The sequence below is a fragment of the Histophilus somni 2336 genome, from assembly GCF_000019405.1.
Taxonomy (GTDB): domain Bacteria; phylum Pseudomonadota; class Gammaproteobacteria; order Enterobacterales; family Pasteurellaceae; genus Histophilus; species Histophilus somni.
In genome coordinates this window covers 1,041,969-1,068,651 of the sequence record NC_010519.1, presented here as the reverse complement: position 1 = coordinate 1,068,651, position 26,683 = coordinate 1,041,969, and the positions used below count along the sequence as shown (strand labels likewise).

Sequence of the window (26,683 nt, the reverse complement as noted above, 5' to 3'; positions counted from 1 at the left end):
ACTCCTTAATCTAAAGAGCGGTCATTTTATGCAAAATTTTGCAAAAAAAGACCGCTTGTCAGAATTAACGATAAAGATAGCTATTCACTAAATTTTCTAAATATTCTTGCTGCCCTGAAACAGGTTTTGGATCTAACCCTTGAGTTTCTACTATTTTAGCAAGATCCTCCAAGCTCGCTTTGCCACTTAGAATTTTCTGACCCAGCTCTTGATCCCAACCAGCATAGCGGTTATCGACCACTTTTTGCAACGTTTGGTCTTCAATCATTTTTGCAGCACGTTTGAGCGACAAAGCTAACACATCCATTGCACCGATATGGGCATGAAATAAATCATACGGGTCGGTACTTTGGCGACGAATTTTCGCATCAAAGTTGAAACCGCCTGTGGTGAAACCACCCGCTTTTAAGATTTCATACATTGCCAACGTATTTTCTTCCACGCTGTTCGGGAATTGGTCGGTATCCCAGCCTAATTGCGGATCGCCACGGTTAGCATCAATAGAACCGAAAATGCCTAATGAAGTTGCCGTTGCAATTTCATGTTGGAATGTATGCCCTGCCAAGGTTGCATGGTTAGCTTCAATATTCACTTTAATTTCATTTTCTAATCCGAATTGTTTTAAAAAACCATAAACTGTTGCAACATCATAATCGTACTGATGTTTAGTTGGCTCTTGTGGTTTCGGTTCAATTAGTAATGTACCTTGAAAGCCGATTTTATATTTATGTTCTACCACTAATTGCATAAAACGGCCAATTTGTTCACGTTCACGTTTGAGATCGGTATTCAGCAATGTTTCATACCCTTCTCGTCCGCCCCATAATACATAGTTTTCACCCCCTAAGCGTTGAGTTGCATTCATTGCAGTAAAAACTTGTGCTGCTGCCCAAGCAAATACTTCCGGATTAGGGTTGGTAGAAGCCCCTGACATATAACGAGGATTAGTAAAGCAGTTTGCTGTTCCCCATAACAACTTCACACCGGTTTCTGATTGTTTTTTCTCTAAAATATCCACAATAGTATTGAAGTTATGTAAATATTCTTTGAAATTATTGCTTTCAGGAGCAATATCTACATCGTGAAAACTATAATAAGGCACACCTAATTTTTGGAAAAATTCAAAAGCAATTTCTGCTTTTTGTTTTGCACCAACCAGCAAATCACCTGTTTTTTGCCAACTACGATCCAATGAACCGGCACCGAACATATCGTTACCTGTCCAGCAGAACGTGTGCCAATAGCAGACTGCCAGACGCAAGTGTTCCTCTACTGTTTTACCTAAAATAACTTCATTTGGATTGTAGTGTTTAAAAGCGAAAGGATTAGTGGAATTTGCTCCTTCGTAATTTACCTTTGCAATTTTGTCAAAATAATTAGACATAGCCAAGTCTCCTCTGAGATGTGATAAATATGAATACAAGGCTCATCATCTTAAAATTGAAAACAACCCTCAATTACGATATTTCGTTTTTGGATTTAGATTATTGGTTAATGTCGAACAGATCACAAAAGCGAAAAAACATAATTACATTAATAAATCTGATAATTGCACTTATTACCAAATCTCCGCAGACTTCACTCGGGGCAACTACATTATACCCTTACATCATTCTCTCAACCAAGTGAGGTATTTTATGAAACTTAAATCTAAGTTATTAGCGGTCGCGACAGCAATTTTAATGGTTTTTAGCCATTCAGTGCTAGCAAACGATCTGAAAATCGGCATGTCAATTGATGATTTACGTTTAGAAAGATGGCAAAAAGACCGAGATATTTTTGTGAAAAAAGCAGAAGCTTTAGGTGCAAAAGTATTCGTTCAATCTGCAAATGGTGATGCGACAGCTCAAATTTCTCAAATTGAGAATATGCTAAATAAAGATATTGATGTGCTAGTGATTATTCCATTCAATGGCGAAGTATTGTCAAACGTGATCGCTGAAGCCAAAAAAGAGGGGGTTAAAGTTTTAGCTTATGACCGTCTGATCAATAACGCAGATATTGATTTCTATGTTTCGTTCGATAATGAAAAAGTAGGTGAACTACAAGCACAAAGCATTATTGAGAAAAAACCGAAAGGGAATTATTTCTTAATGGGCGGTTCACCTGTTGATAATAACGCAAAATTATTTCGTAAAGGTCAAATGAAAGTATTACAACCGCACATTGACAGTGGCGAAATCAACGTGGTAGGCGATCAATGGGTTGATTCTTGGCTAGCTGAAAAAGCATTACAAATTATGGAAAATGCGTTAACTGCAAACAAAAACAATATTGATGCGGTAGTCGCTTCTAACGATGCAACTGCCGGTGGTGCAATTCAAGCATTAAGTGCTCAAGGCTTATCAGGCAAAGTAGCGATTTCAGGTCAAGATGCTGATTTAGCGGCAATCAAACGCATTCTTGACGGTTCACAAACAATGACCGTATACAAACCAATCACTAATTTAGCAGATAAAGCAGCCGAAATTTCAGTCGCGTTAGGTAAAGGTGGAAAAGTGGAATCCAACTCTCAATTAAATAACGGATTGAAAAATGTCCCTGCATTCCTATTAGAGCCTGTCGTCGTTACAAAAGAGAATATTGATGACACGGTGATTAAAGATGGTTTCCATACCAAAGAGGCTGTTTATAAATAATAAAATATTTTATGTGGCAAGATTTTATGTCTTGCCATACTAAAAAAAGGGGTGAAGTTATGACGAAATTATTAGAGATGAAGAATATCACTAAAAAATTTGGTGATGTTGTAGCATTAAATAATATTTCAATTTCCCTTGAAACCGGCGAAATACTCTCTCTATGTGGTGAAAATGGCTCAGGTAAATCAACCTTAATGAAAGTATTATGTGGTATTTATCCCTCAGGGGATTATGAGGGAGAAATTTATTTTTCCGGTGAAAAATTAACCGCTAAAAATATTAAAGATACGGAAGAAAAAGGAATTTCGATTATTCACCAAGAACTGACTTTAGTGAAAAATATGTCAGTATTGGAAAATATGTTTTTAGGGAATGAAATTACCCAAGCAGGTATTACTAATGACAACAAAATGTATCTGCGTTGTAAAACCTTATTAGAGCAGGTTCAGCTCGATATTGATCCAAATACCAAAGTGAGTGCATTGGGATTAGGGCAACAACAATTAGTTGAAATTGCTAAAGCCTTGAATAAACAAGTTCGTTTATTGATTTTAGATGAACCGACCGCCTCATTAACCGAAAAAGAAACAGACATTCTACTTAATCTGATTAAAGGTCTACAAGCTCACAATATCGCATGTATCTATATTTCTCATAAATTAAATGAAGTAAAAGCAATTTCCGATAAGATCTGTGTAATTCGAGACGGTGAACACATCGGCACTCAATTAGCACAAGGGATAAGCGAAGATGACATCATTACCATGATGGTAGGACGTGAAATTACCTCATTGTATCCACACGAGCCACACGATATTGGCAAAGAAATTTTACGCGTAGAAAATTTAACTGCGTGGCACCCAACCAATACACATATTAAACGCGTTGATAATGCCAATTTCATATTACGGAAAGGAGAAATTCTTGGTGTTGCAGGATTAGTCGGTTCAGGGCGAACTGAAATGGCTCAATGTATTTTTGGTTCTTATGTAGGAAAATACCAAGGTAACATTTTTCTCAATAACCAAAAAGTTAAAATCAACAAGTGCGCAGAAGCTATCGCAAATCATATTGTCATGGTACCGGAAGATCGTAAAAAACACGGTATTATTCCTATTATGAGCGTAGGTAAAAATATTACCTTATCTTCTTTGTCTCAATTCTGCTTTGGTAAAAAAGTCATTAACGAACCGCTGGAAGAAACCATTATCAATCAATCTATTGCCAAACTGAAAGTGAAAACTTCCTCGCCTGAACTCGCAATAGGCCGGCTAAGTGGAGGTAATCAGCAAAAAGCAATTTTAGCAAAATGTCTATTATTACATCCTAACATTTTGATTTTAGATGAACCGACTCGAGGTATTGATGTCGGTGCAAAATATGAAATCTATAAATTAATCAACCAACTAGCTCAGGAAGGAATGTCAATTATTGTAATTTCCTCAGAGCTACCTGAGGTTTTAGGAATAAGCGATCGTGTATTAGTAATGCACCAAGGTAAAGTTAAAGCGGATTTAATCAACCATCATCTCACTCAAGAACAAGTAATGGAAGCCGCACTTAAGGAGTAAGCTATGAATAAGTTCAAATCAATCAATTTACAAGTCTATATTATGCTGATTGCCATTATGGTGATTATGTTTTTTTTCTCAATTGCAACAGAAGGGGCTTATTTAAGTGCAAGAAATATCTCTAACTTATTACGTCAAACTGCTATCACTGGTATTCTTGCTATTGGTATGGTGTTTGTGATTATCTCTGCAGAAATTGACTTATCAGTTGGTTCACTAATGGGGCTACTCGGTGGCTTTGCGGCAATTAGTAATGTTTGGTGGGGTTGGCCGTTACCCTTAACTATCCTTGTTACCTTGCTCTTAGGTTTACTAATCGGGGCGTGGAGCGGTTGGTGGGTTGCTTATCAAAAAGTACCATCTTTCATCGTTACCTTAGCAGGAATGCTTGCATTTCGGGGAATTTTGATCGGATTAACGAATGGTACTACCGTTTCCCCTATCAGTAATGATATGACAATTATCGGTCAAGGTTATCTTTCCGACACCATAGGGATAATTTTAGGGAGCATCATAATATTTTGCTTTATTGCTTGGGGAAGTTATCAGCGTAAAGCCAGACAAAACCTAAATTTACCAGTTGCCAAAATGCCCAAAGAAACAGTGAAATATGGCATGATAGCAATCCTTATTCTTGGTGCAATTTATCTGCTTAACGATTATCGAGGCATGCCAATTCCAGTATTAATTCTCTGTGGATTAGCCATTATAGGAACATTCATTTCGAAAAAAACAGCATTTGGTCGACATATTTACGCAATTGGTGGCAATATTGATGCAGCTCGCCTATCAGGTATTGCCGTGGAAAAAGTTAAATTAACCATTTTTGCTCTTAACGGCTTATTAGTGGCAATAGCCGGCTTAATTTTAAGTTCCCGTTTGGGAGCCGGAGCTCCATCTGCCGGTCAAAATGCAGAACTCGATGCCATTGCTGCTTGTGTTATCGGTGGAGCCAGTTTAGCCGGCGGTATCGGCAGTATTTTTGGCGTAGTAATCGGGGCATTTATCATCGCCTTATTGGATAACGGAATGAGTATGCTGGATGTACCGACTTTTTGGCAATATATTGTAAAAGGTGGCATTTTATTACTAGCAGTATGGATAGATACCATTAGTAAGAAAAAGGTCTAATTTTATATTTCTGCTATTTTAAAGGTTTCTATTTCTCCAATTAGATAAATAAAAGAAGGAATAGCGATATAGTAATATCTCTGTTATCATTAATAAGATTGATTCTTATTTTTAAGAGGGGTGTTATGTTTTTTGATCAAAATCGTCAGCAAACGTTACTGCGGTTTTCTGCTGTTACGTTACCTTTATTTTCATTTAATGCAATCGCTCAATTTAATGATTCTGCTACATTAGATCAGATTATTGTTGAAACAGAACAAGTATCGGCTAAAACTTCAAGCACAAATAGCCAACAAATTAGTCGAGGTTTGGTATGGAACGAACAGGATTTGGTCCGTTGGCAAACAGGTGTTACAGTCACTGAAGGAGGGCGTGGCGGTGCCAATGGTTATACTATGCGTGGTGTAGAAAGCGACCGTGTGGCGATGAGTGTTGATGGAATAAGTGCGGTCGAAAGTTATATGCCTCGCTTTTACTATATTAAAGGATTTTATAATGGTAATCGCAACAGCACGGAAATTGAAAACTTAAGTAGTGTAGAATTTAATAAAGGGGCGAATTCTTTAACACAAGGTAGCGGTGCGTTAGGCGGTAGCGTGTCGATGCGAACAAAAAATGTGCATGATTTTGTAGACTCGAATAAAACTGTTGGATTTTATGCTAAAACTGCCTATAGCTCACGTAATACGGAATATCGCCAAGTGATAGGGGGGGGTTCAAGCAGGGTAACGCCGAGGGATTGTTGCAATACACCTATCGCCATGCACATGAAAACAAAAATTACTACAGTGGCAAACTAAAAGACGTTGCGTATTGTGGCATTTTACCAAATGGAGACCAGCGAGATATCTTTCCCCAATTATGTGGGCGTAGTCGTGTATTACCTGATAATGTGGATTATCACAGCCGATCTTGGTTGGCAAAATTAGGATATCATTTTACTCCACAACATTTTGTGCAAGGTTTTTTTGAAAATCTTGAGCAAAGCAGAAAAATTTTAGAAAAAAGTTTTTATGCTTCAAATCGTCAAGAAGCGGGCGATATAACACCTTATCAGCGATTTGGTCTTTCCTATAATTATACCCCAACGGAAAGCTGGCTAAATAAATTTAGCGTACAATTAGCCCAACAAAAAGTCTCACAACAGGCTAATTCCAATCAATATGGTGTTTCTCCGCAAGATTATAATATTATTACTGACAAGCGTTTATATAAAACAGAACAGAAGCATTATCAATTAGATGTTTCTTTTATTGCCAATGAAATTGCCGGCAAGTTTGCTCATCATCAATTATCAGGTGGATTGGGTTATCATTGGGGTAAATTAGAAAATAGAAATCAAGAGTATGGTGCTTATTCAAGGATAAAACAACGTGAATTCACTATTCAGCAACCTGTTGCCCGTCAGGCTTGGTATGCCTATGTGCAGGATTTAATCAGTATTAATCAAAAATGGGGAGCAAATGCAGGAATACGCTTCGATCACTATCGCTATAAGCCCACCACAAGTGCATTAAAATATGATCTTGCCAGTCAAAAAGTCGAAGTTTTACCCAAGAAACAATTTAGTGCGGTCAATTTTTCGTTGGGATTAAATTATTCGCTCACCGATTCCACGTTACTTAGCTATGAATTCAGCACAGGTTTTAAAGCACCGAAAATAGAAGAAATGTATTTTGATTTAAAAGGGGCAAGTGATGTCCAATATTTACCTAATATTAATTTAAAACCTGAAAAAGCACAAAATCATGAACTCTCTCTTACCAAAGAAGGCGACAACTATCAATTAAGCTTGGCTGTATTTTATACAAAATATCGGGATTTTATTGATGTCGAAACAAAACCAAAAATTGGCTCTCGTCAAAGAACTAACTGGGCAACCAAGCCTATAACGAAATATACTGAATATTATTTAGATGGCGTAAATTATCAGCAGATAAATATTGATAAAGCCGATGTTACCGGTCTTGATTTCCATGCCCGTGCTAACGGGAAAATAGTTGGCTTATCCAAATCTTGGTACGCCATATTAAAAGCCAGCTATGCAAAAGGGCGTAAAAATAATGGCACGGCGATGTTACCAATCCAGCCTTTTAGCACCACGTTGGGATTAGGCTACCAAGCGGATAACGACAAATGGAATGTTCTCTTCAGCGGGCGATATGTCAGTGCTAAAAAAGCCAAAGACGCTATTGATATTCCGAATGTAAATAGCTTGCAATTGGATGTTGATAAAAAAACAGGTGTTGTATCCGACTTTAGGCAACCCAAACCTTATCGTTTTTTAAGCAGTTCTTATGTCGTATTTGATTTAACCGCACAATATCGCCTCAATTCCCATTTTACCTTAAATGCAGGCATCTTTAATTTATTCAATCGTAAGTACACCACTTGGGATACATTACGACAAATCAAAGAGAATGGTGCATTGGGCGACGTATATAACAGCGGAAAAGGGTTAGAACGCTTTACTGCTGCTGGACGTAATTTTGCTTTATCATTAGAAATGAAATTCTAGCGAATGTTATTTGTGATGACTTGAACAACAAAGCGCGGTGAAAAAATCAAAAATTTCACCGCACTTTTCGCTTTTCATCAATAGCCCTCACTCAACATATTCGGCAGAAAACTGGTCTGTTGAATCCGCTTGACCCTTGTTTCAATTCGTCCATCATCATATAACTCAATTTCACGCCAACCCGGTTGTGATGTGTCTAAAGAAAAATGATTACTGTCAGGTTTAAATTGAATACATGTAGAAGGCGTTGCCATAATTTTATATCCCTGCCATTTTGTATCCATTGCTTGATGAATATGCCCATATAAAATGCCCCGCACTTTTCTAAAAGGTAACAACACTTGCATTAAGTCTAAGGAATTGCGTAAATTATGTTGATCCAACCAAGCCGAATTAGTGGAAACAATATGATGATGTAGAACAACTAAGGCATGGCGTTTTGGATAATCTCTCAGTTTTGCTGACAACCAATCCAATTGATATTGTCCTAGATACCCATGAGGTACGCCTGATACTTGACTATCCAACATCAAAATTTGCCAATTTTTTCCCACTAATACATGTTTTGTCGGATAAATATATTCTTGATATTGACTTAAAACATCAAACATTTTAGGTTGAAAATCATGATTTCCCGGAATCCAAAAAACTTTTTTATTCAACAACTTAACCGATTCAGCAAAATATTGATAACCTTCTTCACTGCTATCTTGTACTAAATCTCCCGTTGCTAAAACAAGCTCATAATCAAATTTACTTTGTAAAACCTCGCTTAATACTTGATTAAAACTATCATACGTATTAATGCCAAGTAATTCTCCATTTTTTTCTTTAAATAAATGGGGATCGGTAATCTGAATTAAACGAACTACTTTCTCTGAAGTAGGGTATTGATATGTACTGATCAAAATATTCACCCTTTATATACAACAAACGGGTTATAACTTACTGTTTTAATAAAAAATTGCATTAAAAAAATAATGAAAATGTTAACAGGATCATATTTTTATCTAATTTTTTATAAAAAATATAATCTGTATCACATTTTATAACCATTGTTGTTGCAAAGTTTTATAATTGAGTTGTAACCATTGCAATCCCATGACCGCTATACCATTATCAATTTTTCCCTCGCAGACCCATTGATAGGCAATTTCTCTGCTAATAACATGCACCTGAATATCTTCATTTTCTTCCGCCAAGCCATGAATACCTTTTGCTTTTGTACTATCAACTTTTCCGGCAAACAAATGGATACGCTCAATCACTCCGCCTGGGCTATCCCACACACTTAAAACATGTTGCAAATTATCTACTTGAACGCCTGCTTCTTCTTGACTTTCTCTTAGTGCAACCTCTTCAGGTTTTTCTCCCTCTTCCACCATACCTGCAATTAATTCAAATAACCAAGGTGATGTGGTTAATTTGGGATCGTAAGCACCAATGCGAACTTGTTCGACTAAAATCACCTTATCTAAATATGGATCATACGCAATAACTGCTGATGCTGCTCCCTTATAAAGTAATTCACGAGTTACAACTCCACTAACACCACCAGCAAACAGTTTATGCTTAAATTGAATGCGTTTTAATTGAAAAAAACCTTTGTACAATGTTTCTTCATGAAGAATTTCAATATCTTGCTGAGTAAATTGCTGAACTTCCATATATACCTCTAAAATTATTAAAAATTGGATTGGCTAAAAATAGCTTAAATCATTAAATCAAAAAATCCCTAAATATTTCATCAAGATGCTTCAATAATATCTCGCTACCCGCAACGTTTTCCTCGTACCACGCTTGTGATAAAAACTCAGGGCAAAATTGTTGTTGATATATATCTGCAATGGGAAAATAGCTTAAATGCCAAAGTTCATTGCCCACTTTTTTATCTTTTAACTCAAAAAATGGAAAATAAAAACCAAATTGTTGTGCATTAACTAATAACCAATTAGTTAAGCGTTGAAAATAACCACCAGTTTGATATTCCCAAGGCTCAAGTTGTAAAGATTGTCCTTTTGGCAATAAATCAGGATCAAAAATATCGATTTCCGTTCCCCAATGATGGCGACTTGCTCCAGGTATAGCAGACCAACGCAAAATCGCTTGTGCTTTTTGCCAATCATCAAGTGCGGTTAAATCTAACGGATTTCCTTGATCATCATGAACTTTACGTTCTCCATAAAATTTTGTATTCCAAATTGAACGCTGACGTTCAAAATCACGAAAACTACTTACTGGCTGTAAATTAAAGCCAGCTTGCTTTGCAGCTTGCTGTAACTGCAAAAAAGCAGCGACAACTTCCATCTGCAAAAAATGATTAGCCGAAAGCGTATTCGGTAATGAAATTAAATGTTCACGACTTTTTCCTGTGAGGATTTTTGATAACCTATTGTTCATTAAACAATTTTTCCAAAATATAATAATAAATCTCACCGCACTTGGCTAAATCATCAATATTCACGCATTCATTCACTTTATGAATGGTTTGATTAAGAGGTCCAAACTCCACGACTTCCGCTCCCATTGTGGCAATAAAACGAGCATCGGAAGTCCCACCGCCTGTATCTAAGTGCGGTCTGATTTGAGTAAATTTTTTCACTGCTTCAATTGTAGCATTTACTAATTTTCCTTGAGGTGTTAAAAACGGTTTGCCCGATAAATTCCAGTCTATACGGTACGTTAACTTATGCTTTTCCAACATCTCAGCCACTTTAGTTTTAATAATTTCATCTGTCACCTCAGTACAATAACGCAAGTTAAATTGCACATAAAGTTCACCGGGGATTACATTATTACTACCTGTCCCTGCATGAATATTGGCGATTTGTAAACTGGTCGGCGGGAAAAATTCATTACCTTTATCCCATTGATAATGAGTTAATTCATCTAAGAATTTCAAGGCATTATGAACAGGATTATCCGCTAAATGAGGATAAGCCACATGACCTTGTACACCTTGAATATACAAATTTCCTGTAATAGAACCACGTCGTCCGTTTTTAATAATGTCGCCAAATTGCGTTGCACTGGAAGGTTCACCTACTACACAATAGTCAATCTTTTCGTTACGTTTTATTAGCGTTTCCACTACTTTTACCGTTCCATTGGTAGCCGCTGCCTCTTCATCAGAGGTAATCAACAAGGCTATTTTTCCCTGATGATTTGGCAGGTGTTTCACAAAAGTTTCCGCCGCAATAACCATTGCTGCCAAAGCACCTTTCATATCCGCAGCACCACGCCCATACAGCATATTTTCAACAATTCGGGCTTCAAAAGGCGGATAAGTCCATTGACTTTCATTACCAATCGGAACAACGTCTGTATGCCCCGCAAAAGCAATACATTTTCCTTCACCATGAGTAGCCCATAAATTTAAGGTATCACCAAAAGGTAACCACTCCAACTTAAAACCAACAGCTTGTAAACGTTCGGCAATAAGTTGTTGACAGCCTTGATCATCAGGGCTAATTGAAGGACGTTGAATAAGACTTTGAGTGAGAGTAATTATGTTATTTTTCATAAGATTTTATTTTTTTACGAACGTTTGCGTAGCATCTGTCCTTTTATCAATTCATAGTTTCATTTTGCACTATTGCAATATGCCATACGTTAAATAGAACGTTGTTGATCTTTTATTTCAATACACGTTCATAATCTTCTACACTAAACCCAATCAACGCTTTGCCGTCTTGTAAAATAATCGGACGTTTAACTAAAGTAGGTTGTGCAAGTAAGGTTTTAAGTGCGGTCTGTTTAGTCAGATTTTGTTTGATTTCTTCATCTAAATTACGCCATGTCGTACTACGTTTGTTGACTAAATTTTCCCAGCCAAATTGTTGTTCCGCTTGTTCTAGCCAATATTGTTGTAAACCGTCTACACGAAAATCGTGAAGTTGGTATTCAATATTGTTATCTGCTAACCATTTCAATGCTTTTTTAACAGTATCGCAATTTTTAATACCATATACCGTAATCATAATGTTCCCTTACTCTTTTAACTGTTGAATTTTTTTAATCACATTCGTTGTAGAACAGCCATTTTCAAAATTTAACACCTTGACCTCGCCACCATTTAGCCAGACTTCTTTGCTGCCAACGATTTCCTCAGGCTTGTAATCTCCACCTTTGACTAATAAATCAGGTAATATTTCTGCAATTAAACGTTGAGGTGTATCTTCATCAAACGCAACAAGCCAATCCACAGAAGATAATCCCGCCAAAACAGCCATTCTAGTCGCCAAATCATTAATCGGACGAGTTTCACCTTTAAGACGTTTTACAGAATTGTCCGTATTAACAGCGACAATTAAACGATCACCTAATTTACGTGCATTTTCTAAATAAGACACATGTCCTGGATGCAAAATATCAAAGCAACCGTTTGTCATCACTATTTTTTCTCCTCGTGCTTTTGCCAATTCCACCGCCGCTTTTAATTGACTTTCTTCCATAATGCCAAAACCTGCAGTGGTTCTGCCATGAATGGCATTTTCCAACTCAACTGTTGAAACTGTTGATGTACCCAATTTGCCAACAACAATCCCTGCCGCCACATTCGCTAAATAACAAGCCTCCTCATAACTACGCCCGTCAGCAAGTGCGGTAGCTAATACGCTAATTACGGTATCGCCCGCACCGGTAACATCAAACACTTCTTTTGCTTCCGTAGGTAAATGAAATGGTGCATTGTTTGGACGTAATAATGTCATTCCTTTTTCTGAACGAGTAACCAGCAAAGCGGATAAATCAAGCTCTTTGATTAGCTGCAAGCCCTTCTCTGCAATTTCTTCTTCACTATGACATTTACCCACTACCGCTTCAAATTCAGACATATTTGGCGTCAATAACGTCGCACTGCGATAATGTGCAAAATCCGTTCCTTTCGGATCAATCAGGACAGGGATATTCACTTTACGAGCAATTTGGATCATTTTTTGTACATCATTTAATGTCCCTTTGCCGTAATCAGATAAAATTAATGCACCATAATTTCGTACCGCACTTTCAAGCTTACACAATAAATCCGCACTTGTTATATTGTTGAAATCCTCTTCAAAATCAAGGCGTAATAATTGTTGATGACGTGATAGGATACGTAATTTAGTAATAGTTGGGTGCGAGTCAAGTTGAGTAAAGTCGCAATGAATACTTTGTTTTTCCAATAGCTGCATTAATGCCCTAGCTGCTTCATCTTTTCCTGTTAAACCCAATAACCGAACAGGTACATTTAACGAGGCAATATTCATAGCAACATTAGCCGCACCGCCTGCTCTTTCCTCATTTTCTTGTACTCTAACCACAGGAACCGGAGCTTCAGGTGAAATTCGATTGGTTGCCCCAAACCAATAACGATCAAGCATGACATCACCGATCACCAGTACTTTAGCTCGATTAAACTGTGCTGAATATTGCATCATTTTTCTTTTCTCTCATAAAATCACTAAAATTTTGCTAATTTTACCACAGTAAAAATGCTATTTCGTCAAATTTCCGTTAAACTACAACGCAAAATCAAAGTTGTATTAGACTAAGTAACATTATGGCAAAAACATCAATTCCACAATTTAATATTGAATTTCTTAAGCCTAAATACTGGCTTTTCTGGTTAGGTTTTTTATTTTTTCGTCTTATTTTATTGCTCCCCTATCCAATCTTACTTAAAATCGGCAACGGTTTAGGTTCTTTATTTTCTCATTTGAAAATCGGTCAACGCAGAACAAAAATCGCTCGCCAAAATTTACAGCTCTGTTTTCCTCATTATTCTGAACAGGAAATCAACGATATATTGCAATCCAATCTTAAAGCAACAGGCATGGCAATTATTGAAACCGGTATGGCTTGGTTTTGGTCAGATAAACGAATAAAAAAATGGAGCAAAATTGAAGGGCTTGAATATTTAAAAGAAAATCAACAAGACGGTATTATTCTTGTAGGTATTCATTTTCTCACTTTAGAATTAGGTGCAAGGATTATTGGTCTATCTCATCCAGGCATTGGCATTTATCGACCGCATGATAATCCTTTAATGGATTGGTTACAATGCCGTGGACGTGCAAGATCAAATAAAGGTTTATTGGATCGCAAAGATTTACGTGCAATGATTAAAGCTATTCGTCATGGTGAAATGATTTGGTACGCTCCGGATCATGATTATGGAAGAAAAAATGCTGTTTTCGTACCTTTTTTTGCTGTACCGGAGGCGGCAACGACAACCGGAAGTTACTACTTAATAAAATCATCACCTAAGAGCAAAGTTATCCCTTTTACACCGCTTCGTAACAAAGATAACTCTGGATATACGTTGAACATTTCAGCACCTATTGATTTTTCGGATATTCTCCATGATGAAACGGCAATAGCGACACGAATGAATAAGATTGTAGAAAAGGAAATATTGCAAGATGTAACACAATATATGTGGTTACATCGCCGATTTAAAACCAGACCTAATGAACATCAACAAAGTTTATACGAATAAACTGCAAGTACCGTAACAGAAAACGAAGCTGTATTCGAGCATAAAACACCGCCAAATATGACCGTACTTTTGTCGGCTCAAAAGATAGGCAAAGGGAAAATAGCGTTATTATCGGTACAAAATGATCCTGATGAAGTGTTAGACGGATTAGAACCGACACCGGAGAAATATCAACAATTAATGAACCCAATATTGAATCCAGTGATCAACGCATTAAGCCAAGGTGATTATGACACAGCACAGCAAAAACTTGCCACATTATTTGCTGATATGGATGATAATCAACCGGCAATGCTGGCCAAAACTATTTTTGTCAGTGATTTATGAATGGGTCCGATCTCGAGAACAAATTATTAATATGTTGAAATAAGATTGACAACGTAGAAAAAATAAACAAAGATACACAAAAAACACAGGGGTTTTTATGCGACACGATGAATTAAAGTATGAAAATTTTACTTTTTTTTGGGTTACTCATTTGTACTACATCAGTGCTATGTTTACCGTTATTGTGTTGTTTGGTATTTCGCTAAGGATGAGTTGGGAAACCTTATCTGTCATTCATTTTTTCAGTTCCTTGCTTATTTCCGTTTTTTTGCTTTCTATCCCTGTCGGTATAGGTTGCGTGTTATTCACGTTTGCATTAACGCCTTTGATGTTACTTTTGGATACAGTGCTAATGGCAATTCAAAAGAAATCCGGACGTTATCATGCTAAAGAACAGGTCGATTATCAATTTAGCCTTGAATGGGGCATAAGTGCCATCATTCTTATTGCGGTTATTTGCTATTTTTTAATATAAAAAGACAATAACGACAAAAACTACGGTGGTTCTATGAAAAGTAAATTGACTGTTAATGATTTTATTGACCTTATTTTTGTGTTAATTGTCGCGTGTCCTTACCTTATTTGTTATTTTTATTTTGATTTAAGCGTTGGGCTGACGTTTATTTTTGGCAGTGTTGCTTTATTTTTTATCTTTGTGTTGTTTTATGATACGTCCAATCGTGATAAAAATTGTTGCCACTGCAAAAATAAGAATTTAGATGATGACATCTAATCAATATTTTCACTCAATGCCTTAATCACAAACGCTTCAATCATTTCTTTGTCCCGTTCCGTAAAGCCGAGCAATTCACGCTTGGCGTATTGTACTTTGTGTTCTTTGTGTCGTTCTACTCTTGCTCTTAATCCATATTGATGAATAGTGGCGATGTAGGCGGTATTTCCGCTAAACCCTAGTTCTATACCGTCTTTTTGGCGGCGTAGCTTCATGTGCCTTGCTTGGGTGATTTTTTTAGACATGGCTTGGGTTTTAATTCTGCTGTTTGGTACACTTTTTTTGTTTTTGGATCAGTTTTTGGTAACAGTTAAATTCTGTAATCGGTTCTTTTAGATCATAATTTATACTGTATATAAATACAATACTTTGTTTTGAGATAGCAAAAAATACTTGTTTTTTAAGCTGTCGTTAGTTTAGATCATTGGAGCTGTAGTTAGTTGGTTGTTAGAGGAATTTAAGAAATGGCACGCCCTATTTGGATTCGAACCAATGACCTACGGCTTAGAAGAGCAATTAATAAAAACCAAATAAAACAAAAACAACATTTAAAACAAAGACTTACAAAGCTAATCAAAGAACACCCTCCTATAAAAAACACGCCTTTTACTATCTTTTTTCACCTTTTATGACACATTTATGTCACATTTTCACATCTCATTAACTACCATTACATCTTGCAAAGATACAGCTTACAAAATAAATTCTAACCGCTCTTCAATTCAATCCAAAGAGCGGTTTGTTTTTAGAGTTTTTGCTAGTCTAGTAATTCTCCATTGTGGTATCTCCTCATAATATCTTCTCCGTATAACTGAGCTTTGTCAGGTTTTGGTACAATTATAGGCTGGTTGGCTTGCTTTTGCGAAACAGCCACTGGAGATGGTGTCTTTTTGTATGGTGTAGTCATTTGAATATGTTTGCCGCGTATTGCTTGACCATATCTGCCTTTATGAATTCCTTTCCAAATTTCTTCGTTGTTGGCTACTGAAGAAACATGATCGTAAATTGCCTGTCTCTGCGTTGTAAGTTTTTCTCGTTGCTCTTTGGAAAGTGATTTATCCGCTAATAATTCATCAAGTCGTGCAATTTCTTTGTTTCCTGCGTCCATTGCATCAAAAGCGTCTTTGATTTCATTCATCGCTTTCATATTAGGGCTATTGTTAACCGCTTGAGAAATCGCATTTTTCTTATGCAAAAAATTAATGTCATTTTGATGTTTTCTGTCTAATAGAATTAGTTCAGCCTCTCGATCTAATGCTTTTTGATCTGCATAGAATTGATTTTTACGCTCGTCTGCTTCTTTTTTCCAGCCCTCATCCGCGACTTTAATCATACCTCCGCCCAATCCATGAGCAATTGAGGCTAAAATACCGCCAAATCCCATTACATACCTCCCGTTTGTGCCTGTTCAAGTGCGGTCGGATTTTCGCCTTTTTGTGCTTGGCGTTGCTGTTCCGCCTCAGATATTTTGTTGATCATGTCGACATATTGTTGCTCTTCTTCCGCTGATAACATGCCATGGCTCATTTCACCAAATTGATCCAACGCTTTAAATAAAACGTCAATCAATACATCATCAAGTTGCTCTTCCGGTACGCCCATTTGTTGTAATAACTGCATGGCAATATCTTTGGCGACCTGTAACATGACTTGTGGGGGGATGGTTTTACCATTTTGTTGTGCCGCTTGAAGATTTGAAACCATTGCGGTTGCAATTAAATCTGCCGTTCCGTCTACCGGTCCTTTTTCGTGAATGCGTTGCTCTGCCGTTTCTGCGATGGCTTGCATTGAGTTTTGCATTAAGAATTGATACATTTGCATCATATTTCCCGTTTGTTCAGTTTGTGGTGGTGTCGCCGTTTGTTGCATTTGCGGTTGTGCATTGGCTTGTTGTGCCATATTATCTAAAATACCCATTGAGTTTTCTCCTGTTGTTTATTTCACAATGACGTTATTCCAAAGATTAGTTAATGCCGGAATAGCATAGTAAGGTAAAGTTGGCTCTTGTGGCTCTTCTTGAGGCTGTAGACGTTTAGTCATATTGTAGAGAATGCCTTTATTTGACCCATCTGCTTTGCGTCTTTTCGCATCTTCTTCCCTTGCACGCTTGTACGCCTCCTGTCTTTCTTTTAAAAATTGCCTATTTTCAGGGCTATCAAAATTTTCCAAGGTTTTCTCCAATGCCGAATTATTTTTGTAGGCATCAGCGATGGTAGAGCCTGCCCCCATGGTTAGCCCTTTTGAAGCAATATCGACACCGGTGCCAAGAACAGTCGCTATACCATTACCGAAACTATCAAATGAACGTCTTCTCTTGTCGAAATAATCCTGTCTCTGTGAGAAAGCTTGATCGTACATTGCTTTTTGTTCATCTGTTAATCCTTCTTTGTTGGCTTTACCTACTGCCATATTAGCCAAATCTCCGGCATTAGATGCTGCTATTCCCGCTACTGCTCCGGCTACAGCCCTGCCTAAGCCGCCCCCTACAGCACCGGCAACCGCATTAGCCACTCCGGAGGAAGATATTCCGCCAACCGCATTTCCGGCTATGCTTCGTTGCGTATCTTCTATCCAATCCTTATTCGCTAAGGATTGTACATATCTGTAGTTTTGATAGCTGTTAGCATGTGGATCTTCAGGTGCAATTCGGCTCATCGGTCCCATTTCTCGCTTACCCAACGTTGCTTTTTCTATCGGATGACGAGGTCCGTTTTTATACATTTCAGCATAGTCAATTGGACTATATTGCTTATTTTGGTTTGAGGACAACAAACCATCATCAATATTTTCACCCGTTAGCGTTTTTGATTTGAGATCGGACGGAGAATTAGCTACTACATTTCGATGGTTTTGTACCGCACTTCCAATCGCACTTTTTCCTTTAGAATAACTGCCGGCATAGTTGCTATACTTTTCATTATCCCTATCTCGACCGAATGAACTATAGCCGTCCTTGTCTCGACGAGACCATCTGCTATCATTTTTTCCTTGATAAGAGCCGTCGTGAATAGCTTTAGCTAAATTATCCATACTTTGCGTATCATAGCTATTATTACGCCCTCTATCTCTGTCTCTATCTATATCGCGAATATTTCTAGCTGTACCACCGCCGGCATCATTTATAAATCCCATGGCTACACTCCTTTTCTATCTACCTTTTTTTTCATTTCAGTTAAAATACCGCCATTCGCCAAATTAGGTGTCTCATCAACCACAAGCCCACCATAACCTGAGTCTACTTCCGGCACCGCAGAATATTTTGATTGCATTTCATCTTTCAAATTCAGCAACTCTCTCTGTTGTCGCATTTGATTTTTAGCTTGCTCTTTTTGAAGAAAATAGCCCGCAGTTCCTTGTAGTACACTTCCCATTAAATTTGTTGCCGCTTGGTTTTTTTCCATCCATTTGGCAGACTCTGTAATTACGCTCCAAGCTGAATCCCAAAAACTCATACTTTACCCCCTGTTTCTGTTGGTTTCATTGTGATTGTCGGTACGCCCAATGACGGGAATGCCGCCCAATCTTTTTGTGTCGTCGGAATTTTTTGCATAAACCTACTCATAAAACTCAATTCCGTATCTCGACTTGCTTTCAATTGCTCAATGGCTTTTTTCTTATCCTCCTCTTTCATTTGCGTATTATTCAGCACACCAGCAATTTGAGCGTCAAAGTTATTTGTAATTTGCATTGCATAATCAATAGATTTGCCGATTGTATTCGCCGACACTTGAGCACCCAACTCTTTCATTGCGTTATCATGTGAAAGTTTAGCGTTCAAGTTTGCTACGGTTATTTGTTGCTGATTTTGCGTATCTTGTTGAGCTATCGGAATCGCCGCATCAAGCATCGCACGTTGAGCAGACTCAATCCCTATGGTTGAATTTTGCAATCCTCTTTGTGCCGCCATTCGATTGCCTTTTTGTGCCGCACTTTTCATTAATAACGAGTTACTATTAAGATTATTCGTAACATTTTGTGCCATTGATGGTACTGCTTGATTAATGTTTTTAGATTGTGCTGTTGTAGTGCCTTGCGTAAGCGTTCTTTGATTGGGGTCTTGCAAACTGTCACTCATCGAATTTAAAATGCCCATTATTTGTCCTCTTGTTATAGAAAAAAGCCATGCCGAAAAGTCGGTATGACACACAAAACAAAACCGCTCATATATTAAAATACAAAGCGGTTTTGTTATTTTTAGACGGTTAGCCATAATAGATTGACTAACCTTTACTGCTAAAATCCTCTGGATATTGTTTACGCTTTAACTCCGACAGATACGCATTTTTGCAATGCTCCCCCTTTTCCCAAAAGAAAAGCCCCTCAATAACAAAATGCATCACTCGCCAACGTTTTTTCGGTTTTTTCGCCAACACCGCACCACGATAACAACGGCTTGAAAAGGTTTCATCTGCTGCACCGCCAAAAACAGCATTGAGTAATTGGTCAACGGCAATTAAAACATGATAAAACCAATATTTTAATTTACTCATCTTTCAACTCCTTCAAATACTCCCCATAACTGGTTGTCCACCCGTCCGAATAATCATATTCCGCCGGATTGTCCGATTGCTCCATAGCGGTTTTATGCTTCAAGGCATTAGCATGATTACTTGTTTTAGCGTTCATTAACGCCTGCCAAATCAGCATTAATTTTTCCTTATTTATCATCAATACAGAGTTATCCGCACAAGTCCACGCAATTTCCATATCACCGAATAAATCATAACTGGCTTTGACGGATAAGATATTCCGCTCCGCCGTGGCGTCCGTATCAATCCACTTGCCCACCGCTTCCACAAATACCCCGCCATTGATTTTTTCATCTCGCAAGGCATTGATTTTCTCTCGCATTTCCGCCCGCACTTGGGTTAAATGTGCGGTTTGATTTTCAGGCGAAATAACCCATTGCCCCTTTTCAATATGATGAAATGGACTGGGTTGCGGGTCGGCTAACTGCGGATAACCGTTTTCATCTGTGATTATTTGTTTGCCTTCTGATTGACCCACCAGTAAAGAGCGGTATAAATCTTCGGAGATTTCCACCGCACCTTGGGGAATATTTTTGTGAATGTGGCTCATATAAAAGCCGTCTTTGAAGTAGATTTTCATGTGTTGTCCTTGGTTGTTGTTTTTGCTAAAATAAACTTATATTTAACTTATATTCTTTATTCATGAAGTCGGTTATTTTCCAACCCAAAGCGTTAAAGCAATTAAGAAAAATTCCAACAGGGGCGAAAATTGCACGAAAATGCCAAGAATTAACGCATTTTCCTTTTTGTTCTAATGTAAAAGCCCTTGTTAATCATCGTTACCCCTATCGTTTTAGGGTTGGCGATTACCGAGTTTTCTTTGAAATTGCCGGCGATATGATGAATATTATTTCCATTGAAGAGGTGAAAAAACGAGATGAACGCACTTACTAACATTCAATATTTACATGATGAAAGCGGACACCCTGCTTTTGCCGTCATGCCCATTGCTACCCTTGAATGGTTAAAACAACAGGCAAAACTCTCCTCTCCTTTAGATAGTGGCGTGCCTTTTGCTGTAGCGACTTTTGCCTTAGAAAATAATTGCTCCGCACTTGTTGCGTGGCGTGAGCATTTAGGATTAACGCAAAAAGACATGGCAAGCCGTTTAAATATTACTCAATCTGCATATAGTCAATATGAAAAATCATCTCACTTGCGAAAAGCCACAAGGGAAAAAATCGCCCTTGCTTTAGGAATTCATGCGACGCAATTGGATTTTTAGAAACTAAATTGGCTCGGTTTCCAACGTCCAATCGCCATAAAGTCAACTTTTATTTCGGGGTCTGAATCATGAACGTCATCATCAACTAAATTGATTCCAAATCCTGTTTCATTAATCTTCGTTGAGATAACATTTACATTTAATTCGTCTTTACGGTAGATTTGATATTTTTCAGAATTCGGCTTGACTAGGCTGGTGAAGATTAACGGTGGCTCACTAAACGCAACATGAAAAAAGACTTTTTTGTATAAAAAATATGTTTTATGCGTATATATCAACGAAGCTCTACCTGTTTGTATCATAGTTCCATCTGGGTATTGGCGGACTTCTATATAATTCTCATAATTACCTGTTTTTTCATAGGTAAATAAACCCGAAACATTCAAATCTTCCCACGCTGTCCAATTTGAACCATTAAAAAAGCGAGTTTTGACGCCGGTATCGTTCGCTTTGCGTGCAATTTGTCGCACGGCGGTAGCTTGCCCACCGCTCACCACTTCAACATGCCACGCTCCGTTATCGGGCAAATTTTGACCGCTCGCAAAATAATAGTGCCCGTCGGTTTTGTAGTCGTCTGCGTTGTCTTTGCCTTGTTCTATTTTAAAATTGCTTTTGCCATTAGCTATTTTTTCCGCTTCAACCGCTTTGTCATAAGCGGTTTTGACCGAAAAAGCACTGGCTAATTTTGTCTCTGAGCTATCGTTAATATCTTTGCTGATAGGGACATTATCAATAAAATTCCAATCTTTACGTCCCTCTGCGGTCGCTTTGACTTTTTCGGCGTGTTTTTCTGCTTCTAGAGCGTAATGATAAGCAGAGTATTTCCCCTCTTGTACTATTTGGTTTTGAGGATTGGACGCCCATTTTTTCGCTAAATTTTCCGCTTGTATTGCTTGATTTTTTGATTGTTCCGCAGATTGCATTGAAGAAACTGCGGTCTCTTTCGCTTTTTGTACTGCCGTTTTAACTTGTTGAGCTTGGTTGTTGGCGTCAATCGCTTGTGTGGCAGATTGGCTTGCCTCTGTTTTGGCTTGTTGGGCTTGTTTATTGGCTTGAATAGCTAAACGAGTATTTTGCTCCGTTGTTGCGTTGTTGTCTGTAACTTGTTGAGCAAGCTCTGTCACTTTATCCCTCGCCGCATAAACCGATTGTTCCGCCGTTTTTAACAAATGTAAGGGTACAGGGTGGTTATCCTGTGTCGGGTCGGGAATAACAGGGCTTTCCGCAAAACCTAAGCCATCATCTCGCATAGCGGGAATTTTTTCAAAACTCGCTTGGATTGCATCAAATTCATCTGATACCGCTTTTCCGTCAGCACGAGTATAGGGTGCAAAATCATGAGTTCTTTTGTACCAATTTCTGAGTTTGTTAGACACGATGAAATCTCCTTAAAATATAGTTTAACACTAAGCCGCTCAGTTCAAATTGAGGGGCGTATAAATCCGAACCGGCAAAAGATAAAGATAGGTTTCGACTGTAACCCGATAAATAAAGTACGGGGGTAGAATATTCCTGAGTAGACCATAAAAAGTCGTTCCAATAACTTTCGTTCCAACGTCCACCATATCCAATAACGGATAACGCCTGTGCAAGATTTACTGCATGAAAATCAGCGTTATAATCCAAATCGAAACGATATTGCACAGACAAAACACCCTGTGCGGTAGCTTGTAACTCCGCACTTTTCCAGCTCTTAATATGCACAGGCGAACCGCAGTGATTAAATGCCATTTTCACTGTCCATTCAATCGGCTTGCCTGCAAAAGAAAAACAGTCATCCGATTGACGATAGACTTTGCCGTCATCAAAAGCTAAAAACGTATTATGATGAGATTGCCATACGCCTTTTAGTTTTTCGGGATAAGTGAAATAGGTGCTTTTTGTACTGCCGTCCGGTTGTAACATCATGCAAATATGAAACGCATTCTCCGAATAAAACCGCACTTGGTTTGCTTTGGCTTTTGTGGAAGAAAAGACAATATTATTTTCAATGGGTTTGAAACCCAATTTGCGACCGGAGTCTGTTTCACTTAATTTAAAATCGCCAAATTGCTCCGTTGCATCGACACGAATAATACCATGTCGACTAATGGCAATCGGAATAAAGGTTGCTTGTAGCGTACCTGATTTAATCCCCACCTTGGCAATATCTTTTAATACCCAGTCATCACGTGTTGAGCCATAAAGTGCGGTGGTTTTATGGCGACAACCGATTAACAGTACGCCCCCTGTGGTAGAAGACAGTGCTGTGATTTCATCGCCTACACCAAAATGTTCCGACCCGAGCAATACTGCCCAATGCGTAGGTTTGCCCACTAAAGAATGCCCGAATTGTCCCCCTGAAAAGGCGATAAATAAATGGTTACGATGTGCAACAATATATTGAGGATTTTCCGCTTGGGTTATAATCGGTACGATAATACCATCAGGACGAACTTCAATTACCTGTTCACCGTTACAACCGTAAGCATAAGCCGTTTCCGTACCACCATAAAAATTATGATAAATAAATGTCCACGCCTTTTCCTTTGTCAATCTGACCGCTTCACAGCTTTTCACCTTAGCCGCAACACTACCGTTAATGTGAATTTCTGCTGCAGGTAAAAGAGCAGTATTGACCACAAGATAACCGCTACTATCATCAGCCGACAACACGGCAGAAAATACGTTTCCTTGTTTTTCCCCGGAAGTAAACTTCACACCGTCAATAAATTCTTTTGGCTTGCTGATGTCTTTAAGCTCAACAAAATAAGTGGCAGGTGCAGATTGCCAACCTGTTTTGGTCGCTAAAAAAACCTCACAAGCATTTTCCCCATCTCGAAATGCGATAATTTGCTCGTTAAGTTCAACAACACCACGCAAGGCATTTTCACCCGGTACCGCTTGCACATTGTCCACTCCCGCTTGAAACGCCAGTGCTTGGTAATGTTGCCATTGTTTGACCTCTCCTTCATTCAAAAAAGTCTTTGAGATGGTTTGATAGGTTTGCCTATCAAGGTCAAAGGTTGTACCGACATCAACCTCAAACTGTCCCGAAACGGCAAAGGTTAAACAACGTTCATTCACTGCTAACACATAACAAGTGCGGTCATTTAACAAAAACTGTTTTCCGACCGCACTTTGTGGAACATCGTGATTAACGTTCACATGAAAATGGTTCATTAAAGAGGGGGTAGTCATACCGTCTAAACATTCATACCCCTCAATACGAGAAAATCCGCCACCGTAATTAGGTTGTACATTTAACGCAATAATAGCTTCACTATTTGCTTTAACAATGGGCGGTGTGGTTAAATCCATACCCCCACTTATCGCAACAAACTGTGATTGAATTTGCGGTAGTTTCATTGGAACTCCTGAAAATAGGCAAGAAAAAACCCCGAACAAGTCGGGGTTTTTTGACAAATTAGTTTAACCGTTAAGCCTGTTGAGAAAATACCTGTAAAACGGCTTTTTTTACGTCATCTTTCCGTTGAGATTGGATCGCTGTTCCACCAATTAGGCGTGAGCGATCAACAATTTCCCGAATGTAGGGAGCATTAGGATTTGACATAAAAACCTCAAATAAAATGGAATAATATGGCTATTCTAAAATAATCAACATAGCTTGTCTACCTACCTACTTTCAACGTCGGCAAAAAGTCCCGACAAAGTAAATGGAGATATTTGTCCCATTCTTGCTGTCCTCGCAATATCAATTCTTGTGCATTTTGTGAAATGGCTTTGGATTGCATCGCATAAAATACGATTGCAAGATGATATTGTGCAGGAATGAACGGCGTATCAACAGTGTTTTCAAGTATCTGTAATTTATCAGGGCTAAAGCCTTGTTGCCAAAAAGAAACAGCCCAAGGGCGACATTGTTGTATATCAAGCCATGCTTCTCTTATGGCGTTAACATACTCTAAATTTCGCCCTCGTTGTCCCGTTACTTGTGCAGGTCCTTCACCGGAATCATTCATTTCTTGGCGTAAACGTTGAGCCAACGCTAAAAAATTCATGATTCATAACCTAATAAAGTCACATGATAGCGAGGACTGAAACCTTCCGTCAGTGAGCCGTCTTTTTCTTGCGTAAAGGTTTGATCGCCAGCTTTTGATAATAAAACATACACCGCCTCAGGCACAACAACTTCTACACCTCGTTTAATCAATGCGTCCCAATCATTAATAGACACATAAACATCACTGCGATCTTGCTCAGTTTCTGCAATTTTAATCCGCACTTTTCGTTGCTTTTCTAAAGGTAATTCAAGGTTATTCACAGGAGCGGTATGCTCTGCCACGTCTTTATTTGGACGCACGAATCCGTTTTCCTCTTCAAACGCTAAAATTGCCTCAATCAGTTCTTTTTTGCTACCGCTTTTTTCGATACCGCAGTGTTCACGTAAATGTGTTTTTAATTGTTCTACTGTCGAATTAAATGAAATAAATGGATAAGACATAATAATTTCCTCATAAAGAATAAAGCCCCACTTTTACATGGGGCTACTTGTGATAATTGGGTTAAAGTTTTTTAGCGGCACATTCAATACGGACGAGCCAAGCCTCATTGAGGACTTTTCCTGCCCACCACATTTTCCAACCCACCGAGCCGGTTTGCCCTAACTCATCGCCTTTTTCAGGTTTACCCGGATTGCGAATCAGCATATCTGCCGATTCCTTGCCTTTTAACGGACAGGTAGCAAAGGCGTCTTGACCAAAGATAACAATGTTATACACGTCAGCTTTTGAACCGCTTTTCGATACTACATCGATTGACTGTGCTCCCGCATCTTCTTGTGGGGTAAACAATGGCGAGGTAATGAAACGAATATTTTCTACCGTACCAAACTCTTGCGGAACAATCGGTGAACGAGAACCATATTCAGCCACCGGTGTAAAACCGGCAAGTGCACGAATATCCGCCTCCAAGTCAGTATGACAAACCGCAATATAAGATGCCTCAATCGGTTTCGTACCATATTTAATAGACGCATCTAAAATGGAGGTTTTTTTCTTCGCACGGTTTTTCTGTAATTTACGCACCGCAGCACGAATGTGATTAATGCTTAATACATCTTTTACCGTACTTGTTTCTGTACCAGTTGAATAAATCACATTTGTTCCTGCTTTCAAGATACCCCATGTCAACATTTCGGCAGTTTCCGCCGCTTGTTCACCGGAAAGCATAGTAATGTCTTTTAACACCGGATCTTCGTGTGTATCTTCAATCACATCGGTAATTTCCGTCCATGCACCATATTGTTTCAAGGACACCTCGACATCTTCATACGCCATTTTTTGCTGAGTAGGGCGTACACCTTCCGTTAATGCAGCAAGTGCGGTAGCAAATGGCTTAGGACGACGGAATTTGATGGTTTGACTTTTGTTTTTTGGAATAGGCTTAGTTTGCCCCAATTTGTTTAACACCAAAATCGGCTCTGCATGATTAAGCATTTGAGCTGCTGCATACACTGTAGTACGTGGGCTAATGTCAGAATATTTTGTCATTGTAGTCATAAAATTTTTCCTCTTTTAAGATGAA

At 38.4% G+C, this 26,683-nt stretch carries 31 protein-coding genes; 10 read left to right on the top strand and 21 right to left on the bottom strand.

The genetic code is table 11. The annotated features are described in order from the left end of the window. Positions 1-64 precede the first annotated feature (64 nt). Entirely contained in the window at positions 65-1,384 is a 1,320-nt protein-coding gene (gene xylA, locus HSM_RS04850; RefSeq protein ID WP_012341741.1) for a xylose isomerase, read from the bottom strand. Positions 1,385-1,637: 253 nt separating this feature from the next. On the opposite strand from xylA, the gene xylF reads away from it, so the two are divergent. From xylF to HSM_RS04825, 5 genes are all read left to right on the top strand, one after another. After that, positions 1,638-2,639, top strand: coding sequence for a D-xylose ABC transporter substrate-binding protein (xylF, locus tag HSM_RS04845; protein WP_012341740.1), 1,002 nt, complete (start codon positions 1,638-1,640; stop codon positions 2,637-2,639). Positions 2,640-2,698: 59 nt separating this feature from the next. Next, positions 2,699-4,213, top strand: coding sequence for a D-xylose ABC transporter ATP-binding protein (xylG, locus tag HSM_RS04840; RefSeq protein ID WP_011608742.1), 1,515 nt, complete (start codon positions 2,699-2,701; stop codon positions 4,211-4,213). A 3-nt stretch (positions 4,214-4,216) separates the two neighbouring features. Beyond that, positions 4,217-5,344, top strand: a complete 1,128-nt coding sequence (locus HSM_RS04835; protein WP_012341739.1) for a sugar ABC transporter permease — start codon at positions 4,217-4,219, stop codon at positions 5,342-5,344. Positions 5,345-5,469: 125 nt separating this feature from the next. After that, complete coding sequence (locus tag HSM_RS04830; protein ID WP_012341738.1) at positions 5,470-6,144, top strand: TonB-dependent receptor plug domain-containing protein; 675 nt, start codon at positions 5,470-5,472, stop codon at positions 6,142-6,144. Beyond that, complete coding sequence (locus HSM_RS04825; protein WP_157857765.1) at positions 6,087-7,862, top strand: TonB-dependent hemoglobin/transferrin/lactoferrin family receptor; 1,776 nt, start codon at positions 6,087-6,089, stop codon at positions 7,860-7,862. The genes HSM_RS04830 and HSM_RS04825 overlap by 58 nt, the downstream gene beginning before the upstream one ends. A gap of 77 nt (positions 7,863-7,939) precedes the next feature. Here HSM_RS04825 and cpdA read toward each other — a convergent pair whose 3' ends face one another. The 6 genes from cpdA to hldE form a co-directional block, all read right to left on the bottom strand. Beyond that, positions 7,940-8,770, bottom strand: coding sequence for a 3',5'-cyclic-AMP phosphodiesterase (gene cpdA / locus HSM_RS04820; protein WP_011608739.1), 831 nt, complete (start codon positions 8,768-8,770; stop codon positions 7,940-7,942). A gap of 138 nt (positions 8,771-8,908) precedes the next feature. After that, a complete protein-coding gene (gene nudF, locus HSM_RS04815; RefSeq protein WP_011608738.1) occupies positions 8,909-9,529 on the bottom strand; it encodes an ADP-ribose diphosphatase in 621 nt (206 codons plus the stop codon). 52 nt (positions 9,530-9,581) lie between these two features. Continuing rightward, a complete protein-coding gene (locus HSM_RS04810) occupies positions 9,582-10,262 on the bottom strand; it encodes a M15 family metallopeptidase (RefSeq protein ID WP_012341735.1) in 681 nt (226 codons plus the stop codon). Further along, a complete protein-coding gene (gene dapE, locus HSM_RS04805; RefSeq protein ID WP_012341734.1) occupies positions 10,252-11,385 on the bottom strand; it encodes a succinyl-diaminopimelate desuccinylase in 1,134 nt (377 codons plus the stop codon). Before dapE ends, HSM_RS04810 begins: the two co-directional genes overlap by 11 nt. 112 nt (positions 11,386-11,497) lie before the next feature. Next, positions 11,498-11,842 carry an ArsC family reductase gene (locus HSM_RS04800; protein ID WP_011608735.1) on the bottom strand — a complete coding sequence of 115 codons (345 nt, stop codon included), beginning with the start codon at positions 11,840-11,842 and terminating at the stop codon, positions 11,498-11,500. A gap of 9 nt (positions 11,843-11,851) precedes the next feature. Continuing rightward, complete coding sequence (gene hldE / locus HSM_RS04795; RefSeq protein WP_012341733.1) at positions 11,852-13,282, bottom strand: bifunctional D-glycero-beta-D-manno-heptose-7-phosphate kinase/D-glycero-beta-D-manno-heptose 1-phosphate adenylyltransferase HldE; 1,431 nt, start codon at positions 13,280-13,282, stop codon at positions 11,852-11,854. 122 nt (positions 13,283-13,404) lie between these two features. On the opposite strand from hldE, the gene HSM_RS04790 reads away from it, so the two are divergent. The 3 genes from HSM_RS04790 (at position 13,405) to HSM_RS04780 (ending at position 15,145) form a co-directional block, all read left to right on the top strand. Further along, positions 13,405-14,343: a Kdo(2)-lipid IV(A) acyltransferase gene (locus HSM_RS04790; RefSeq protein ID WP_012341732.1), complete on the top strand. Its 939-nt coding sequence runs from the start codon at positions 13,405-13,407 to the stop codon at positions 14,341-14,343. A 69-nt stretch (positions 14,344-14,412) separates the two neighbouring features. Further along, the gene (locus HSM_RS04785) at positions 14,413-14,670 is read left to right on the top strand and encodes a hypothetical protein (RefSeq protein ID WP_143432558.1); all 258 of its coding nucleotides are present in this window, start codon (positions 14,413-14,415) and stop codon (positions 14,668-14,670) included. A 97-nt stretch (positions 14,671-14,767) separates the two neighbouring features. After that, positions 14,768-15,145, top strand: coding sequence for a hypothetical protein (locus tag HSM_RS04780; RefSeq protein WP_012341730.1), 378 nt, complete (start codon positions 14,768-14,770; stop codon positions 15,143-15,145). Between the two features lie 254 nt (positions 15,146-15,399). On the opposite strand, the gene HSM_RS04770 is transcribed toward HSM_RS04780, so the two are convergent. The 8 genes from HSM_RS04770 to HSM_RS04735 all read right to left on the bottom strand — a co-directional run bounded on the left by HSM_RS04770 (position 15,400) and on the right by HSM_RS04735 (position 20,512). Continuing rightward, positions 15,400-15,663: a phage virion morphogenesis protein gene (locus HSM_RS04770; RefSeq protein ID WP_256692737.1), complete on the bottom strand. Its 264-nt coding sequence runs from the start codon at positions 15,661-15,663 to the stop codon at positions 15,400-15,402. A gap of 497 nt (positions 15,664-16,160) precedes the next feature. Then, positions 16,161-16,787 (bottom strand): hypothetical protein, encoded by a 627-nt coding sequence (locus HSM_RS04765; RefSeq protein ID WP_011609519.1) that lies wholly within the window; start codon positions 16,785-16,787, stop codon positions 16,161-16,163. Beyond that, positions 16,787-17,320 (bottom strand): hypothetical protein, encoded by a 534-nt coding sequence (locus tag HSM_RS04760; RefSeq protein ID WP_011609520.1) that lies wholly within the window; start codon positions 17,318-17,320, stop codon positions 16,787-16,789. The genes HSM_RS04765 and HSM_RS04760 overlap by 1 nt, the downstream gene beginning before the upstream one ends. 18 nt (positions 17,321-17,338) lie before the next feature. After that, positions 17,339-18,535, bottom strand: a complete 1,197-nt coding sequence (locus tag HSM_RS04755) for a hypothetical protein (RefSeq protein WP_012341727.1) — start codon at positions 18,533-18,535, stop codon at positions 17,339-17,341. Positions 18,536-18,537: 2 nt separating this feature from the next. After that, complete coding sequence (locus tag HSM_RS04750) at positions 18,538-18,855, bottom strand: hypothetical protein (RefSeq protein WP_012341726.1); 318 nt, start codon at positions 18,853-18,855, stop codon at positions 18,538-18,540. Beyond that, a complete protein-coding gene (locus HSM_RS04745) occupies positions 18,852-19,496 on the bottom strand; it encodes a hypothetical protein (RefSeq protein WP_012341725.1) in 645 nt (214 codons plus the stop codon). Before HSM_RS04745 ends, HSM_RS04750 begins: the two co-directional genes overlap by 4 nt. Before the next feature lie 127 nt (positions 19,497-19,623). Then, a complete protein-coding gene (locus tag HSM_RS04740) occupies positions 19,624-19,893 on the bottom strand; it encodes a hypothetical protein (protein ID WP_012341724.1) in 270 nt (89 codons plus the stop codon). Further along, positions 19,886-20,512: a DUF4376 domain-containing protein gene (locus HSM_RS04735; protein ID WP_012341723.1), complete on the bottom strand. Its 627-nt coding sequence runs from the start codon at positions 20,510-20,512 to the stop codon at positions 19,886-19,888. The genes HSM_RS04740 and HSM_RS04735 overlap by 8 nt, the downstream gene beginning before the upstream one ends. 62 nt (positions 20,513-20,574) lie before the next feature. Between HSM_RS04735 and HSM_RS04730 the strand changes: the two genes are divergently transcribed. Further along, a complete protein-coding gene (locus tag HSM_RS04730) occupies positions 20,575-20,826 on the top strand; it encodes a type II toxin-antitoxin system RelE family toxin (protein ID WP_012340329.1) in 252 nt (83 codons plus the stop codon). Then, complete coding sequence (locus HSM_RS04725; protein ID WP_012341722.1) at positions 20,810-21,157, top strand: helix-turn-helix domain-containing protein; 348 nt, start codon at positions 20,810-20,812, stop codon at positions 21,155-21,157. The genes HSM_RS04730 and HSM_RS04725 overlap by 17 nt, the downstream gene beginning before the upstream one ends. Here HSM_RS04725 and HSM_RS10805 read toward each other — a convergent pair. The 6 genes from HSM_RS10805 to HSM_RS04700 form a co-directional block, all read right to left on the bottom strand. Continuing rightward, positions 21,154-22,533 carry a hypothetical protein gene (locus tag HSM_RS10805; RefSeq protein ID WP_012341721.1) on the bottom strand — a complete coding sequence of 460 codons (1,380 nt, stop codon included), beginning with the start codon at positions 22,531-22,533 and terminating at the stop codon, positions 21,154-21,156. The genes HSM_RS04725 and HSM_RS10805 overlap by 4 nt on opposite strands. Continuing rightward, on the bottom strand, positions 22,526-24,505 hold the full coding sequence (locus HSM_RS04715) for a hypothetical protein (protein ID WP_012341720.1): 1,980 nt from the start codon (positions 24,503-24,505) through the stop codon (positions 22,526-22,528). Before HSM_RS04715 ends, HSM_RS10805 begins: the two co-directional genes overlap by 8 nt. Before the next feature lie 70 nt (positions 24,506-24,575). Further along, entirely contained in the window at positions 24,576-24,710 is a 135-nt protein-coding gene (locus HSM_RS11155) for a hypothetical protein (protein ID WP_262363290.1), read from the bottom strand. 58 nt (positions 24,711-24,768) lie between these two features. Then, positions 24,769-25,158 (bottom strand): hypothetical protein, encoded by a 390-nt coding sequence (locus HSM_RS04710; RefSeq protein ID WP_012341718.1) that lies wholly within the window; start codon positions 25,156-25,158, stop codon positions 24,769-24,771. Beyond that, on the bottom strand, positions 25,155-25,601 hold the full coding sequence (locus tag HSM_RS04705) for an SAP domain-containing protein (protein ID WP_011609530.1): 447 nt from the start codon (positions 25,599-25,601) through the stop codon (positions 25,155-25,157). Before HSM_RS04705 ends, HSM_RS04710 begins: the two co-directional genes overlap by 4 nt. A 61-nt stretch (positions 25,602-25,662) precedes the next feature. Beyond that, on the bottom strand, positions 25,663-26,658 hold the full coding sequence (locus HSM_RS04700) for a N4-gp56 family major capsid protein (RefSeq protein ID WP_012341717.1): 996 nt from the start codon (positions 26,656-26,658) through the stop codon (positions 25,663-25,665). Positions 26,659-26,683 lie beyond the last annotated feature (25 nt).

What these genes read in the sequence shown, in the direction of transcription:
- hldE (WP_012341733.1), bottom strand. Translation starts at nt 13,282, where the DNA reads ATGATGCAATATTCAGCACAGTTTAATCGAGCTAAAGTACTGGTGATC.
- HSM_RS04810 (WP_012341735.1), bottom strand. Translation starts at nt 10,262, where the DNA reads ATGAACAATAGGTTATCAAAAATCCTCACAGGAAAAAGTCGTGAACAT.
- HSM_RS04710 (WP_012341718.1), bottom strand. Translation starts at nt 25,158, where the DNA reads ATGAATTTTTTAGCGTTGGCTCAACGTTTACGCCAAGAAATGAATGAT.
- HSM_RS04725 (WP_012341722.1), top strand. Translation starts at nt 20,810, where the DNA reads ATGAACGCACTTACTAACATTCAATATTTACATGATGAAAGCGGACAC.
- HSM_RS04750 (WP_012341726.1), bottom strand. Translation starts at nt 18,855, where the DNA reads ATGAGTTTTTGGGATTCAGCTTGGAGCGTAATTACAGAGTCTGCCAAA.
- xylG (WP_011608742.1), top strand. Translation starts at nt 2,699, where the DNA reads ATGACGAAATTATTAGAGATGAAGAATATCACTAAAAAATTTGGTGAT.
- HSM_RS11155 (WP_262363290.1), bottom strand. Translation starts at nt 24,710, where the DNA reads ATGTCAAATCCTAATGCTCCCTACATTCGGGAAATTGTTGATCGCTCA.
- HSM_RS04790 (WP_012341732.1), top strand. Translation starts at nt 13,405, where the DNA reads ATGGCAAAAACATCAATTCCACAATTTAATATTGAATTTCTTAAGCCT.
- HSM_RS04705 (WP_011609530.1), bottom strand. Translation starts at nt 25,601, where the DNA reads ATGTCTTATCCATTTATTTCATTTAATTCGACAGTAGAACAATTAAAA.
- HSM_RS04700 (WP_012341717.1), bottom strand. Translation starts at nt 26,658, where the DNA reads ATGACTACAATGACAAAATATTCTGACATTAGCCCACGTACTACAGTG.
- xylA (WP_012341741.1), bottom strand. Translation starts at nt 1,384, where the DNA reads ATGTCTAATTATTTTGACAAAATTGCAAAGGTAAATTACGAAGGAGCA.
- HSM_RS04830 (WP_012341738.1), top strand. Translation starts at nt 5,470, where the DNA reads ATGTTTTTTGATCAAAATCGTCAGCAAACGTTACTGCGGTTTTCTGCT.
- HSM_RS04740 (WP_012341724.1), bottom strand. Translation starts at nt 19,893, where the DNA reads ATGAGTAAATTAAAATATTGGTTTTATCATGTTTTAATTGCCGTTGAC.
- HSM_RS04760 (WP_011609520.1), bottom strand. Translation starts at nt 17,320, where the DNA reads ATGGGTATTTTAGATAATATGGCACAACAAGCCAATGCACAACCGCAA.
- HSM_RS04800 (WP_011608735.1), bottom strand. Translation starts at nt 11,842, where the DNA reads ATGATTACGGTATATGGTATTAAAAATTGCGATACTGTTAAAAAAGCA.
- HSM_RS04735 (WP_012341723.1), bottom strand. Translation starts at nt 20,512, where the DNA reads ATGAAAATCTACTTCAAAGACGGCTTTTATATGAGCCACATTCACAAA.
- HSM_RS04745 (WP_012341725.1), bottom strand. Translation starts at nt 19,496, where the DNA reads ATGGGCATTTTAAATTCGATGAGTGACAGTTTGCAAGACCCCAATCAA.
- nudF (WP_011608738.1), bottom strand. Translation starts at nt 9,529, where the DNA reads ATGGAAGTTCAGCAATTTACTCAGCAAGATATTGAAATTCTTCATGAA.
- dapE (WP_012341734.1), bottom strand. Translation starts at nt 11,385, where the DNA reads ATGAAAAATAACATAATTACTCTCACTCAAAGTCTTATTCAACGTCCT.
- HSM_RS04780 (WP_012341730.1), top strand. Translation starts at nt 14,768, where the DNA reads ATGCGACACGATGAATTAAAGTATGAAAATTTTACTTTTTTTTGGGTT.
- HSM_RS04730 (WP_012340329.1), top strand. Translation starts at nt 20,575, where the DNA reads ATGAAGTCGGTTATTTTCCAACCCAAAGCGTTAAAGCAATTAAGAAAA.
- HSM_RS04765 (WP_011609519.1), bottom strand. Translation starts at nt 16,787, where the DNA reads ATGGGATTTGGCGGTATTTTAGCCTCAATTGCTCATGGATTGGGCGGA.
- HSM_RS04835 (WP_012341739.1), top strand. Translation starts at nt 4,217, where the DNA reads ATGAATAAGTTCAAATCAATCAATTTACAAGTCTATATTATGCTGATT.
- HSM_RS04755 (WP_012341727.1), bottom strand. Translation starts at nt 18,535, where the DNA reads ATGGGATTTATAAATGATGCCGGCGGTGGTACAGCTAGAAATATTCGC.
- xylF (WP_012341740.1), top strand. Translation starts at nt 1,638, where the DNA reads ATGAAACTTAAATCTAAGTTATTAGCGGTCGCGACAGCAATTTTAATG.
- HSM_RS04715 (WP_012341720.1), bottom strand. Translation starts at nt 24,505, where the DNA reads ATGAAACTACCGCAAATTCAATCACAGTTTGTTGCGATAAGTGGGGGT.